This window comes from Halocatena marina, from assembly GCF_023276375.1.
Classification (GTDB): Archaea; Halobacteriota; Halobacteria; order Halobacteriales; family Haloarculaceae; genus Halocatena; species Halocatena marina.
In genome coordinates, this window is sequence record NZ_JALLPK010000001.1 from 1,522,627 (window position 1) to 1,535,934 (window position 13,308).

At 52.9% G+C, this 13,308-nt stretch carries 12 protein-coding genes and 1 pseudogene; 3 read left to right on the forward strand and 10 right to left on the reverse strand.

The annotated features are described in order from the left end of the window. The first annotated feature begins 79 nt into the window (after positions 1–79). Positions 80–1,243, forward strand: a complete 1,164-nt coding sequence (locus MW898_RS06970; RefSeq protein WP_248905733.1) for a low temperature requirement protein A — start codon at positions 80–82, stop codon at positions 1,241–1,243. Between the two features lie 97 nt (positions 1,244–1,340). Here the strand turns inward: MW898_RS06970 and MW898_RS06975 are convergent, their stop codons facing one another. The 5 genes and pseudogenes from MW898_RS06975 to MW898_RS06995 form a co-directional block, all read right to left on the reverse strand. Continuing rightward, positions 1,341–1,628: a DUF7552 domain-containing protein gene (locus MW898_RS06975; protein WP_248905734.1), complete on the reverse strand. Its 288-nt coding sequence runs from the start codon at positions 1,626–1,628 to the stop codon at positions 1,341–1,343. Between the two features lie 52 nt (positions 1,629–1,680). Beyond that, positions 1,681–2,687 (reverse strand): annotated as a pseudogene (locus MW898_RS06980) (ABC transporter substrate-binding protein). A gap of 485 nt (positions 2,688–3,172) precedes the next feature. After that, a complete protein-coding gene (locus tag MW898_RS06985; RefSeq protein ID WP_248905735.1) occupies positions 3,173–4,078 on the reverse strand; it encodes an ABC transporter ATP-binding protein in 906 nt (301 codons plus the stop codon). A 2-nt stretch (positions 4,079–4,080) separates the two neighbouring features. Then, entirely contained in the window at positions 4,081–4,977 is an 897-nt protein-coding gene (locus MW898_RS06990) for an ABC transporter permease (protein ID WP_248905736.1), read from the reverse strand. 208 nt (positions 4,978–5,185) lie between these two features. Next, positions 5,186–5,434, reverse strand: a complete 249-nt coding sequence (locus tag MW898_RS06995; protein ID WP_248905737.1) for a hypothetical protein — start codon at positions 5,432–5,434, stop codon at positions 5,186–5,188. A gap of 17 nt (positions 5,435–5,451) precedes the next feature. Here MW898_RS06995 and MW898_RS26185 point away from each other — a divergent pair, with 17 nt between their 5' ends. After that, positions 5,452–5,589, forward strand: a complete 138-nt coding sequence (locus MW898_RS26185; protein ID WP_264554858.1) for a hypothetical protein — start codon at positions 5,452–5,454, stop codon at positions 5,587–5,589. 64 nt (positions 5,590–5,653) lie between these two features. Here the strand turns inward: MW898_RS26185 and MW898_RS07005 are convergent, their stop codons facing one another. Next, entirely contained in the window at positions 5,654–6,799 is a 1,146-nt protein-coding gene (locus tag MW898_RS07005) for a DUF3179 domain-containing (seleno)protein (RefSeq protein ID WP_248905739.1), read from the reverse strand. A 339-nt stretch (positions 6,800–7,138) separates the two neighbouring features. Then, entirely contained in the window at positions 7,139–7,615 is a 477-nt protein-coding gene (locus tag MW898_RS07010) for a hypothetical protein (RefSeq protein ID WP_248905741.1), read from the reverse strand. Between the two features lie 442 nt (positions 7,616–8,057). Between MW898_RS07010 and MW898_RS07015 the strand changes: the two genes are divergently transcribed. Further along, complete coding sequence (locus MW898_RS07015; RefSeq protein ID WP_248905744.1) at positions 8,058–8,450, forward strand: winged helix-turn-helix transcriptional regulator; 393 nt, start codon at positions 8,058–8,060, stop codon at positions 8,448–8,450. A 202-nt stretch (positions 8,451–8,652) separates the two neighbouring features. Here MW898_RS07015 and MW898_RS07020 read toward each other — a convergent pair whose 3' ends face one another. The 3 genes from MW898_RS07020 to MW898_RS07030 form a co-directional block, all read right to left on the reverse strand. Then, on the reverse strand, positions 8,653–9,447 hold the full coding sequence (locus tag MW898_RS07020) for a DUF7344 domain-containing protein (RefSeq protein WP_248905746.1): 795 nt from the start codon (positions 9,445–9,447) through the stop codon (positions 8,653–8,655). A gap of 65 nt (positions 9,448–9,512) precedes the next feature. Then, positions 9,513–12,482: a PAS domain S-box protein gene (locus tag MW898_RS07025; RefSeq protein WP_248905749.1), complete on the reverse strand. Its 2,970-nt coding sequence runs from the start codon at positions 12,480–12,482 to the stop codon at positions 9,513–9,515. Positions 12,483–12,657: 175 nt separating this feature from the next. Beyond that, positions 12,658–13,221: a VOC family protein gene (locus MW898_RS07030; protein ID WP_248905751.1), complete on the reverse strand. Its 564-nt coding sequence runs from the start codon at positions 13,219–13,221 to the stop codon at positions 12,658–12,660. Positions 13,222–13,308: the final 87 nt, after the last annotated feature.

The window sequence follows — 13,308 nt, forward strand, 5'->3', positions numbered from 1 at the left end:
ACTCCGGTGCGCGAACGGGAGAGTAGCAGTTACCGCTAGAGGTTTAATACAGATTCGACCGTTTTTGCCAGTATTGTAAATGAGTACAACCGATCCACCAGTAAATACATCGTCAAGTGTAGACGATCGAGAACAATCCGTAACTCCACTCGAACTGTTTTTCGATCTCGTGTTCGTGTTTGCGTTCACGCAGGTGACGGGCTTTCTCATCCATCATCTCACGTGGACTGGACTCGCACAGAGCGCCGCATTGTTGGGCGTGTTGTGGTGGGCGTGGGTTTGTTACTCGTGGTTGACAGGTGTTGTCAACGCAGAGGAGGTAATGTCCGCTCGGCTCGTGGTGCTGGCTGCGATGGCAGCAATGCTCATCGTCGCACTTGCCGTTCCCGACGCCTTCGGTGATGATGCAGTACTGTTCGGCATCGCGTACTTCATCGTCAGATTCCTACACATCGTTCTCTACATCGTCGTCGCACCGGCAGAAACACAAACCGCGGTCCGTCGCATTGCACCGGGATTCCTCGGTGGACCTGCACTCCTCGTCCTTGCTGGGTTCTTCGATGGATCAGTTCAGGCTATCCTGTGGATCCTCGCTATTGTCATCGATTACGGCATCGTGTTTATCCGTGGGGTTGAGGGCTTTCACGTTCACGTCGAACACTTCGTTGAGCGCCACCGCCTCATCATGATCATCGCTCTCGGCGAGTCGCTCATCGCGATTGGTATCGGGGCAGGGGGAATTCCACTGACTCTGACAGTTATCGGAGCTGCGCTGCTCGGTATTATTCTCGTGATCGCGTTGTGGTGGCTCTATTTCGATTACATTGTTCTTGCTGCCGAGAACCGCCTCAGCAAGGAGATTGGCACTGCTCGGGCCGTCATGGCCAGAGACTCGTACAGCTACATTCATCTACTGATCGTTGGGAGCATCATCTTTGTCGCGGTGGGGATTGAACAAACCATTGCTCACGTTGGCGAGCCGCTTGCGCTGATTCCAGCCATTGCATTTTGTGGTGGATGTGGCCTGTACTTGCTTGGTCACACCGCGTTCCGATTCCGCGACCATCGAACAGTCAGTTATCTCCGACTCGGCGTTGGTATCGTGGCTGTTGTACTGATACCAGTAGCCCTCCAGATACCAGCGCTCGCGGCACTGGCACTGCTTACCGCCTTACTCGTAGGACTCACAGTGTACGAGACGCTCTGGTCCGAACACCGGAATCGACTACGGAGCACAAAGTAGAATCAGGTCAGTAATTGATCGAGTCGGACTTACTGACACTTCTCGTGATGTCACCGTTCTCCATCGTGTACAGTGTCTCCCGGCGCTGGCGCACTGTCTATTCACTGGCGTCAACAGTTAGTTGTTCAGTTGGTTCAGTCTCTATTGCTTCTTGACACACGATAATGTCGTGAGAGGGGAGCCGTGGGTCGTATCGACGGAGAGCAGTTCGATACTGTTTGGTCGTCCACGCTGCTGCGCGCGCAGTCGGTCGGCTTTCGAATCGAAGCCCTGTGGTCGGAACGGGCTGCGATCCAGTACGTCCACAGATGAGATAGAACGCTCCATCTTCGTTCGAAAGTGCCTCAATCTGTTCGCGGAGGTCAACAAGCGTCGTTTCAATCATTCGTGCCGCTCTGAACCCGCTGTTGGCAGGATATTTTCAGTTCGTTCCATTGTTAGATGTCTCCGTTGATAACCTCCGCAACCCGCTGTCGATCGAACATCCGCTCGGATTCGGGAATCTCGGGATACGGTCCCTTGACGTACGTTGGCCACTCACCGAACTGCTCCGGATAGAGTTGTTTTGTGCTCATCTCCAACTGGAAGAGGTTCAGGATCGGTCCCTGATATCGCGCCCTCAATGGATGGACACGGTCGTTCTGAACCGCGGTGATCTCGGATGCAACCGGAGCTGCTCCGAGCGTCTCACGAATATCCTGCATGTTCGAATTGGGGTGGATACCACCGAGGAACAGTATCACGTCCGGATCAGCTTCGAGCGGGGCTTCGAAGTCGACTACAGCCCCAGCTCTATCGTGCAATCGAACGCGTCCTGTGGACCAAGCGGACGCGTGTGTGCCGTCAGGACCCCCGGTATATTCAGCATGTACGCATCGACATCTCGTTCGAGATCAGCCGCAGTGATCATCACCACTGTCGGCCGTTCCCTGTCTGGCGGGAGGTAACTCTCGATCGAGTCGAGAATTCCTGCACGAATCTCTGCAAGTGCTTCGTATCGTGCTTCTTCTCGGAAGACTGCCGCGACCTTTTCGAACATTTCCCACAGTCCATAGTACTGATAGTCATCCACCCCTGCGGGTGGCTCTGCGTGCCGCTCGCTGTAGTTGTTCCCGAATCACAGGCCAACGTTTTCGCTGATCTCCTCGATATCGTCCATCCAGTTTTCGAGCGAGAACACGCTCGCTGGATCAGTGAGATGGACATCACTGTCTAACTCGTAGAGTTTCTCTTTGCTCGTCTCCCACGAGGGGTAGAGCCCTGTCCAGTCGAGCGAGACACCCTCAAGACGGGGCGTGAACTGATTCCAGAGCGCGTGATAGTAGTCGGGGGCGTGCATTGCGGTCACGTCGTTCCCACGACCCAGTGCGAAGGCCATCCCGGCCAAATGAGTCAGTCGGGTGAATATGCGCTCGGGAACAGCGTCAAACGTAACCGGACCCATCGGTGCCATCGTTACCGAATAGGAGTCGTCTGCTGCGGCTGTCTTCTCATTCGGGGCTGTATCGGTTGTTTGAGTGTCTGTAGTAGTCGATTCAGGTGCGGAGCTTGATTCATTACCACCAAGACAGCCCGCCAGAAGTCCACTTCCGACAACGACGCCACTGTACTTCAGGTAATCGCGCCGTGTTGATGTCTCGTATGCAACGCTGAGATGGAATAATTGGAACCGAGGTACCGACACAAGAGGGCTGTACCGAGTACAGCGGCGTCACCGACCGATTCAGGTACAGGATGGACAATACCTGCTGTGAGGTGATCTTTCCGTGATTTTACACATCCGTCTCCCAGACTCATCCCTCGTTCTTATGACAGACGAAGGCCCTCTGTGGGTGCTTTTTCTGCATCGATATCAAGCAGCGTCTCACTGGTCCAACGAACAACGATACAGCAGAAGACCAGTGAGTACTAACCGAGCACGGTCGGCGTTCACTCGCCAGCGTAGGTGGTAAAAATCTCCTCAACAGAAGCCTCTCGGAGTGAAAACGTCTCGATTGTTGTGCCAGCCTCCTCGATGGCCCGCAGAATCCTCCGTCGGTTATCCATTCGGAGGGTACTGACAACGAGTGTCTCGTTGTCTCTCTCGACATCAACGACACCATCGACGGACTCGACGGCTGTGGTCGCGTCGTCCGGAACGCCAGTCGTCTCGATGATGAGTTCGTCAGGAATGCCAGCCTCCGTCCGAAGGTCCGAGACCGCTCCTTCGGCAACTAACTGTCCTCCGTTGAGGATCCCAACTCGGTCACAGACAAGCGCGACCTGTCCGAGAACGTGACTGGAGAAGAAAACGGTCGTCCCCTGTTCATTCACGTTGTACACGATTTCTCTGACTTTCTTCGCGCCGTTCGGATCGAGACCAGTAAAGGGTTCGTCGAGAATCAATAGCTCGGGATCGCCGACCAGCGCCATCGCCAACGCAAGCCGCTGTTGCATCCCATGCGAGTACTTTTCCGTCCGCTGATCACCCGCTTCGGTGAGTCCAACTTGGGAGAGCAGTGTCTTCGGGTCGTCAGCAGCACCCTTCGCGTCGATCGCGTAGTCGAGGTGAGCCTCGCCAGTCAGTCGGTCGTACAGACTGAATCGGTCGGGAAGAATTCCGATTCGGTTGTGAAGCGCTCGCACGTCAGCCTGTGGATCGGAACCGAGCACCTTCACCTCACCGTGGGACGGTTTGATATAGTCCATCAACAGAGCGATTGTTGTGGATTTTCCCGCGCCATTCGGACCGAGGAAGCCGAAGATTTCCCCCGCTCGAACGGTGAGATCGAGACTATCAACGGCTGTTACGTCGCCATACACCTTCGTCAGAGCAGTCGTTTTGATAGCAGGCATTGTTATGAGAGATCAGCCGTTCGAAATACGTGAAAGCCAAGCGCACTCGGGATGATGATCCAGAGTCCGAGAATCACGAGCCCAAATTCCTCTGTCAGGTAGAACGGAGCTGGGTCGGTAAAAACGAGGTCGTAGACGAGTGCATTCGTCGTAATACTCGCCTGAAACTGACCGAGAACGTTGAAATATCCGCTCGCGCCGTTGCCGACTCCGAGCACCCGATTTGTTATTAAATAAAACGCTGTGATCGGGCTGAGTCGTTCAAACAGAAAGAGCCACTCCGATGCAGGCGGAGTGAAAATGTTCAGCGTCTCTCCCGTTACGAGCGAATACATCCAGTTACGGATCCTATACCACGACAGCAAGAAGACGAGGAAATAGCCGAACGTCCCCGCCGCTGCCCGGGTCGGTCGTGAGACGGCCGCTGAAATGCCAGTGGCAATGCTCACGTTCACGAGCGTGTACAGCAACGAGAGACCGAGAAAGCTGGCGAAACCGATCAGAGAGAAGAGACCAATACGGACGATCCCGGTGGCACCAGCAACGAGAAAGGCGGCGATCAATGGAACTCCAAGAGCTACGGACTGGCCGAGAATCTTGCCAATAAGTATATCAGATCGGGTCTGTGGAAACCCAACAGCAAATTTGATGCTGCCCGATACTCGTTCACCAGCGATCGACCTGTATGCAATCAGAATCGCTGTCAAGGGCACAATTACGCCGACCGGCCGCTGAAAAGCAGCGAGTACGACATTGGTTCCGAGTTGGTTCTGGACGAAAGGTGGTTCGTCTCCCATGAGATAGATCGCTCCAGCCGTTATCAGAAGTCCCATGAGCCAAGCTCCCTTCGAGCGAACGAGATCACGAAACTCTTTTCGAGCGACGGGTCGCCAATTCATGCGACGATTATCTAAAGAAAAGAACAAACCGATTTCGATCGATCCCGCTTTCAGATTCTTGAGTTATAGGTCGCTGTCTGTGCTCAGAACTGCCAACTTTTGCCACTGTGTTCACTCAGGAGAGGGAATGAATAGGATTCTCTAATGGTATTGAAGCTCCATACAACAGACGTGACTCAGAATGAGACAGCTGATCAGTGAGTACTGTTTATCGCGTAGCAACGTAATAGAGTGGGACGACGCCAGGAACGATGAATGGATAGACAAGAGGGCCAACAATAGCCGACTCTGTTCTGGCTATGCCTGCGATACCGCCCATCGTGACAAGAAGGTATCCGACACACGAGGCAAGCAAGCCGTTGGTCATTCCAAAATACCAGAACGCTACGGCAAGAGCAGTTGTGCCAATCTGTCCCCACGCCCCAAAACGACACAACGTGGCTGGCTTTACGTCCATACTCGTACTCGTTATCTATGGCGGTTGATCAGCATGCTGAATCATTCACCGTTTGGGTGTTCGGAGTGATCGGTCGATACTGTGATGAAGCATACGATGGTGCGTTCACCTGCTCCCACCGCTGTGATCGAACGAACGCACCGTACTTCGCTTGATTGTTGTTGCCCGTCTTTGATCGACTTCGTCGTCCATAGAGAGCAGCCTCTCAGCGTGCGTTCACTAACTCTCTGTAGGATAAAAGGAAGTAGCGCCATGATCGGTCTGCCACGCGTACGCGTACGTCCACGAGGTTGATACCCGTGACAGCGTCCGGCCGTCATCACTCTCACCGGTGGCTCCGTTCCACTGCGCATCATCCGCTTCGAACAACGCCGGATCGTTGGTAGGCTTGAATTCGAACCCCGGGTTTTCGAATGCGTTTAGTTCTTCATCAGTTGCGAAGACAACAATATCTGTACCACCAACACGTGTCATCACGATCCCATCGGCTGTCTCGATCCGTGGACGAGCAAAGCCAACCGCTTCGTCCTCAACTGTTACACCCAGCACGTTGGTTTTCGATGATATGTCCGATGGACCCCGCTTCTCCCAGTCACGAGGTCCTCCATGCAGCGCGAGGTAACCGAACGTATCTTCACGCTGGAACACAGCCATCGCATCACTCTTGTAGCCGATTCCGGTTTCGTTTTCTTCAGATATCCAACTCCGGAGTTCGACCATCCCTTGGAGAAGTCGTAAAAATGGCCGGATGTTGACCGTCTCGGTCCCAGTCTCTGGATTTCGAGCAAGATTGGCCGCTCGAATGAGGCTAAACGCAGCGTCCATCACCTCACGGCCCGCTGGATGTTCAAGCAGTCCCGTCGTTGTCCCAGCGAACTGTTGGAACAGAGTCGGCTCCGTGTTTGGACGCTGGAGCACGACTCCACTGGGATGTGCTGCGTGAAACGCTTCCCATGTCGTCATCCGGGCTGGATGCAACTCTAAATTGGTCCCTGCAAGCTCTCCACGGATGCACTCGCCGCTCGATTGTTTCCATTCTGAGCCAGTCTCCTGATCTCTCATCACGAGATTGTTCTCGACAATTTTACCTCCAAATTCGAATGTCAGCGTCTGCCCATCAATTCGGCGGTCATATGCGACTGCACTCCCACAAAGTGGACAGTAGGACACCAGAACAGGCGTTCTACTGATTATGTCGTTGACCATATGGTGAATATTGAGAATCCGTTCTGGGTACGCACGCGCTCCACTTTTCGCGTCGATAACCAATAGATCATCCGCATGCTCTCCGAAGTACGTCCTCTCAAATGCTGGCTCGGCGATGCTTGGTATGAACTCTGTATCGAATCCTTCGATAACTTGCATTGGTGTTACCCACTAACTCCTTAGTACCGGAACGACATAATACTAATATATAGTACAGTTCATCGCATTGACGAGGAGTAATTACCTCTACTTGAGGTAAGGTACTTTCACTGCTGATAGCCGTATTTAGATTTCTCGGCGTTATGTCGTTCACTCTCTATCAGCCCGTCACTGTCTGACCCGGTGACGTCTCTATGAGATCTGTCCGAATTCGTGTCTAACTAATAGTAAAAATAGTAGAAGATAGCTCGATATTCTGTCTTAGCTACTACGATTCCCAATCGTATTCTGATGGCAGTAAGACTGAGAAAATAAACAACCGTCTATCGCGTCCAGATTCTACAGCAAGACAACCAATACGGTCTGTAGGATGACCACTCCACTAGTAGCGATCAGTCCCATATGATGTATTGTGACAAGACCGCCGAGACCCTCTCGCACATCGTCTATATCACCGTCTGAAGATACCGATTTGACCGCAGCGATACGAGCTCGGAGCTGCGAAATCACGTAACCCATGCTCAGAAAGAGCCAAACGGCAACTGTTAGCGCTGACTCTCCGAAGTTTTGCTGCCACATTTGGTACAGAACTAGTACTGTACCGCTACTGACGACAGTAGCCATCGTCGGTGGGGCAATATTGATGATACGTTTTAATTCTGCGTGAATCAACCGCGCGTTTTCATCCGTGACACGTGGATTGTCGCTGTCAAACACGAGACCCCAGACAGGCTTTTCGACATACGATAACGTGGTGAAAAAGCCGGTTGCGAATGAGAAAGAGATGGCGATTACTATTGATGTGAGATTAGCCATGAGCACCCTGTTTGTCAGCTTTCATTCCAATGACACTATTTGTCGAGCTAACTTCGGTACGATGTGGCCGGTTATTCTGAATAGTGTGTGTCCAACCAACTATCACAGTCCCAACTGTCTTCCCGACAGTCCAAGAGTCACGTCTGATATTCGATCCGTCTTTGATCTGCATATCGGATTCCCGATTCCAACTTCAACGCCATAGCATATAATTATAATATATACTACATTTTATTAGGTTGGAAACGGTTGAGTAGATGAAGTCTGAGTAAGTGAATACCCTGCTGTGTAGTTGTCGCTGAATTTCTCTATTACTGCTCTTCTTTAGCGTCTCATTGTGACATCATTTGATGAGTAAAACAAGCTAACTATCCTACTACCCGTTCGTGATAACTCCCACATCAGCGAGTTGCTTATTTTCTTGGTGAATCTTTAGCTGGACATGAGTAACGGCAACCGTGAATATGTCTTCAAGCCAGCGCTCGGTGAAGGGGACTCTCGTGCCTCAGTTGCAATCGAGTTTCTAAGTCGGAAATGGACTCGAACCATCATCGAGATACTGCTCGATCAAGAGAGTCTTCGATACAACGAGCTCAAAGACGAACTTGATGGAATTTCGGATAAGGCACTCTCAAACGCGCTGGAGGGGCTGGAAGACATGTACTTAGTTCACCGCGAAGTGGTGAACGACCGACCGGTCAAGGTACAGTATTCGCTTACTGAAGTCGGCGACTCACTCGGAACAATAATCGACGATTTCTTGGAATGGAAATATGAATATATCCAGTACGTAGAACATATCGAGGAAGGAGCGAATAACAGCGAGCTTCAGTGAGTGGCTCGACATCGAAAAATATTCTGCGAACGACAGCGTCACGATTGGGTTTATCCGCGATAGAAGACTCAAGAAACGGTTTTAGACGAGGTCCCGAACACTACTGTACATCGGCAGATTTGATAGGAGTACACTGATCAAAGATCGAGTTACCCACATTCACCAAATCCCTGTGATTGGGGCGAGAACAATCACCAACACGTCATGTGCTTTTCCGTCCCAAGATGAATTGCAGACGCTTGCGCACAATTCTCGTCCACTCTTCGCCCGTATTTATCGCCTCCACAACAGTCGATGGGAGTTCTCTCCAACCCCTGCCCCAGGGTATAACGTCGATGTCCGTCCCATCGCCCGTGTTGGCCGTACGTAGCCAGTCAGAAATCGTGTCAGGCGATCGGTGACGGACAACTGTTTTCTCATCGTTGTCGTACTCAATTAGTCCAACGTCATCTAACCTCGGTAAGTCGACATGATGGAGTGTCGCAAGCAGTGTGGATCCGTCCCCATCCTCATCCGTTGTCTGTGATCGTGAAGACGATCTCAATGCCGTTTCGAGTTCACCAAGAGGAAGAGGCAAGGTACGCTCTGCAATAATCGACATGATGTGTTGACGACGCGAATGTGCAAGAAGGACCGCAAGCGCATCCCACGGAATGGCGGGATCATCTACTCCCGAGAGCCAGACATCCATCCCCTCGACAGGAACGTGTTCGGTTATACTGATGCCCACTGATTGTCGCTCGATCCACTCTGCTGCTTCCAACGCTGGTAAGCACCGGTGGGACAGATCAATGAGAATTCGCTGGTGGTCTACTTCAGTTACCGGTGCCAGCGATTCATCCGCCTCTCGTACAGCAAGTTGACTGGCAAGGGTACGCTGTGATATCGGACCGGATCGCTCCCGTAGTATGGCAATAATCTGGCGCTGTCGTGGGTCGGCGAATATCGCCGACTGGATCGGCATAGTCCCGGACGGTGATTGTCTCTCGCTCCTCATACAGCATAATCTACCGCGCGAAACGTCATAATCAGAATGGCGGATATATGAGGTAGTGACGATAACTACTGTAAGGCGTTACCAAATGCCACATTCAGCAGTTTTTTCTGAGCTTTTCGAAGATGCTGATGAAAGGTCGAGGAGCTGATGTCGAGTGATGCGGCAACATCTTCTCCAGAACTCTCTCGGGGAGAATCGAAGAATCCTGAGTAACACGCCGCCTCAAGCGCCGTCCGTTGGCGGTCTGTGAGTGAGTCTTCGATCACAGTTCGGAATTCACCCGGAGACACTTGCTGGCGGGTTATGTATCGTTGGCCAGCAAATTCCATGTCGGGGTGGATTTCTTCGACAGCCTCTGTAACCGCACGGACGTTTGCTGTCGCTGGCAGTTCGCCCACGACTCGCAACTCATCATTCGTAATCTCGGTGGATTTCGTCCGTCCGTCGAACCGCCAAAACAGCGCCGCTAACGTATCGTCGGTCATCCGCACCGCAATACGAACGTGGTCACCTTCCTCAATGAGAACGCGTGCGCTCGTCACCGATGGAAACTCATCGACGAGTTCCATACACTGTTCGGCAGTGAGTCCGTCAATGGTATAATAGTGGAGATAGTCATCGTCGTCCAGATGGATTGCCCGATCGCTCGAAAGCTCGAGAGCTCCATCAACCTTCGAAACGAGGGGTTCAGCCAGCACTGTGGAGTAGTATTCGACCTCAATCATTCGATCTGCCAGCAGCGATTTTCCACGTTCGAGTGCAGTGATTGCGTGACCTACTATTTCCGCGAGTTGCCGAATAATCGCTTGTTCGATATCGCCGATCGTCGCCGAACGTTCCGTATAGAGGTTTAAGACGCCATACCGTCGACCTTTGTAGACGATCGGCACAGCAATCACTGAGTGAGTCTGGCAGTCACGATCTTCACACCACTGTTCATAGGCAGGGTCCTCACAAATGTTCCGTGAGAGCTGCACAGACTGTGTATTCATTGCCTGAGCAATTGGACCCTGTCCAGTTGGATCGTTCTCATCGAGTGAGATCGTAATGTCTGTCAGATGTCCACTTGCTCCAGTTGCCGCGTGAGCGGTGAGCTCTCGGCCATCCCTGCTGGTGTGTCCGATCCAGGCGAAGTCGTAAACATTTGATGCAGCGAGACGCTCACAAACCCGTTGTTCCATCTCGGTTCGCGTGGACTGTCCTAGTACTATGTCACTGACATTCAGTGCGACACCTTGAAGATGGTTAAGCGCGGCCACCTCCTGACGTTGCTGTTCGAGTCGACGCTCTTGTTCCTTGCGCTCGGTGATATCCCGGACAACACCGACCCGCTCGTGAAGAGCCTCACCCGGCAGAAGCGAAAACGTCGCCTCAGCGGTAGTCGTCTCACCGTCGGATCGTTGGAGGTCAGCCTCGACCTTCGGTTCATCGCCCTCCCCTCTCCTCATCTCCGCTTCAACCTCCTCGGCGGTAGCGATGATCGTTTCGTCGACGATCAACGAGACATGCTCGCCACAGAGTTCCTCGCGGTCGTACCCCACCATGTTGGCGTACGCCTCGTTGACCATCGTAAAGTATCCCTCACCGTCGACAGCGTACACACCATCGTTAATTGTCTCGAAAATCGTCTCGTACAGTTCGAGCTGACGCTCACGTTCTTTGCGATCGGTGATATCGTTGACGACGATCTGTGCCGCTGGCTCACCCTCGTGCATGATCGGGGTACTGGTCAGAATTGCGTGCTTGAGTCTGCCGTTTGCATCAATAAGTTTCGTTTCTATTGGTGAATGAGCCACCCGTTCGTCAATAACGCGTTGGATCCGCTCGGTCGTCTCGAAACGGTCATCTGGATGGACGAACTCGATTGCCGACTCGCCGAGGAGGTCATCAGCCGCGTTGGCTGCGAGTCGATCGGTTGCTGCGTCGTTCACATACGCGATCGTCCCATCCGCAGTGTAGATGACGATCGACGCGGATGAGGTTTCGACGAGACGGTGGTAGCGATCGCGCTGCTCTCGTAGTTCCCGTTCGCGTTCGAGACGATCCGTAATATCTCGAACGACGCCAGTCGTCCCTTGGAATGCCTCATCGTCTGGACGGATCGTGAATCGATTTTCGACGGGAATTCGCTCACCATCGGGAGTGTAGTGGTAACTGTCTGTACTCGCAACGTCACGCTCTCCCTCACGTAGATCTTGGATCAGTTCCGCCGACTGCGATAGCCCTTCATTGTCGACCACTTGGGAGAAGGACGATCCGAGGAGTTCCTCGCGCGTATAGCCCGTCAACTCACAGTAGGCATCGTTGACCATCGTAAACCGGCGATCTGCGTCGGTCATATACACACCATCGCGAACGTTCTCGACAGCGATTCGATAGTCTTCGAGCTCGCGTTCGCGTTCTTTTCGCTCACTCATATCAACGAGTGTCCCGAGGATCGCTGGCTCGCCTTCGTACTCGATGAGATCACCGTGGATTTCAACGTCAACTGCTGTCCCATCTGCATGTTTTCCCCGTCCTTCGTACCGAATAACGTCGATTTCACCGTGTTCACGTTGGCGGACGTACTCAGCGACTCTGGCTCGTTCGTCCTCCGCCACGAAGTCCAATACTGATTCACCGAGTGCCTCGTCCGGAGTGTAGCCAAGAATATCGGTGAATGTCGGGTTGACGTACTTCACTATTCCGTCCTGAATGATGCAGACGCCTACGAGACTCTGCTCAACGAAGCGTTGATATCGAGACTTCGTTGCCTGCCCGGCTTCGAGTTCGCTCCGATCGCTTTTCGAAGCATCGAGGTCGTCTGTCGAGGTAGTTGATAGTCGCCACCAGACTCGTCCACTGGAACTGACTTTCTTCGTCCTGAGCGCGCCCAGATCGACGAGTTTCTGCAGTCGCTTGTAGGCAGTCCGACGGGGGCAATCAAGAGAATCGGCAATCTCTGGCGAGGTCAGGGGCTCGTTCGGGTGATCGGTGTGTTCGAAGACAGAGAGCGTCTCTGCATAGACGTCCTCCGAAGCGTGCCGTGAGGACATGCAGGCCGTGTGGATATCGGAGGTGAAAACAGTTCCGTCAGCGTCACTCACGATGTCATTAGGCTACAACGGAGTGGGTGGCATTTGTAGCCCAGATTAGCTTATCCGCCGGCAGAAGAGAGTAGTTCACGACGATTGCTCAACTATCGCTGTCTCGTGGATGAGAGTCGAACCGTTACTCCGGATAATTGGGTCTAAACGACCAAGCGGGCGCAGGATTATACAGCCGCTCATCGGTATCGTCAGCGTACGGCATCCGATCAGGTGCTTCGAGTAGTTCGAGATACAATCCCCACTCCACTCGACAGTATACGTACGTCAAGCCCTCAGTTGGTCCATCATTGTTCGTCTGTGGGCTATCGAGCACCGTGACGTCGTCTCGATCGTCCAATGAAGCCACAGCCGCGTCAATCTGTTCGACGTGGAGTGCGAGATGCATCGCTCCCGCATCCGAGTTTTTCGTTGGTTTCTCATCTTGATCGGGAGCATCCCACTCGAACAGTTCGAGATTCGTCGTCGGACCACACCGCAACATCGCAAGCGACGCTGTCGCGTCTGGATGAACGTCGAGGCGACGTTCCATCGAGTCACCATCAGAATCACCGAATGGGCCTTTTCGGTACAGTTCTTCACAGTCGAGGACGTCGACGAAGAAATGAACCGCTTCGTCGAGGTCCGGAACAGTCAGCCCAACGTGGTGAACGTCGTGTGCCGTCAACGGGTGCTGGGTGTCGGTCATGCCACACGGGTCTGTGAGGAGATAAAATAACGGTTGGCTTCTCTGTCTGAAGCGATAATCGACAATGAGAGTTCATAATCGAGGGTG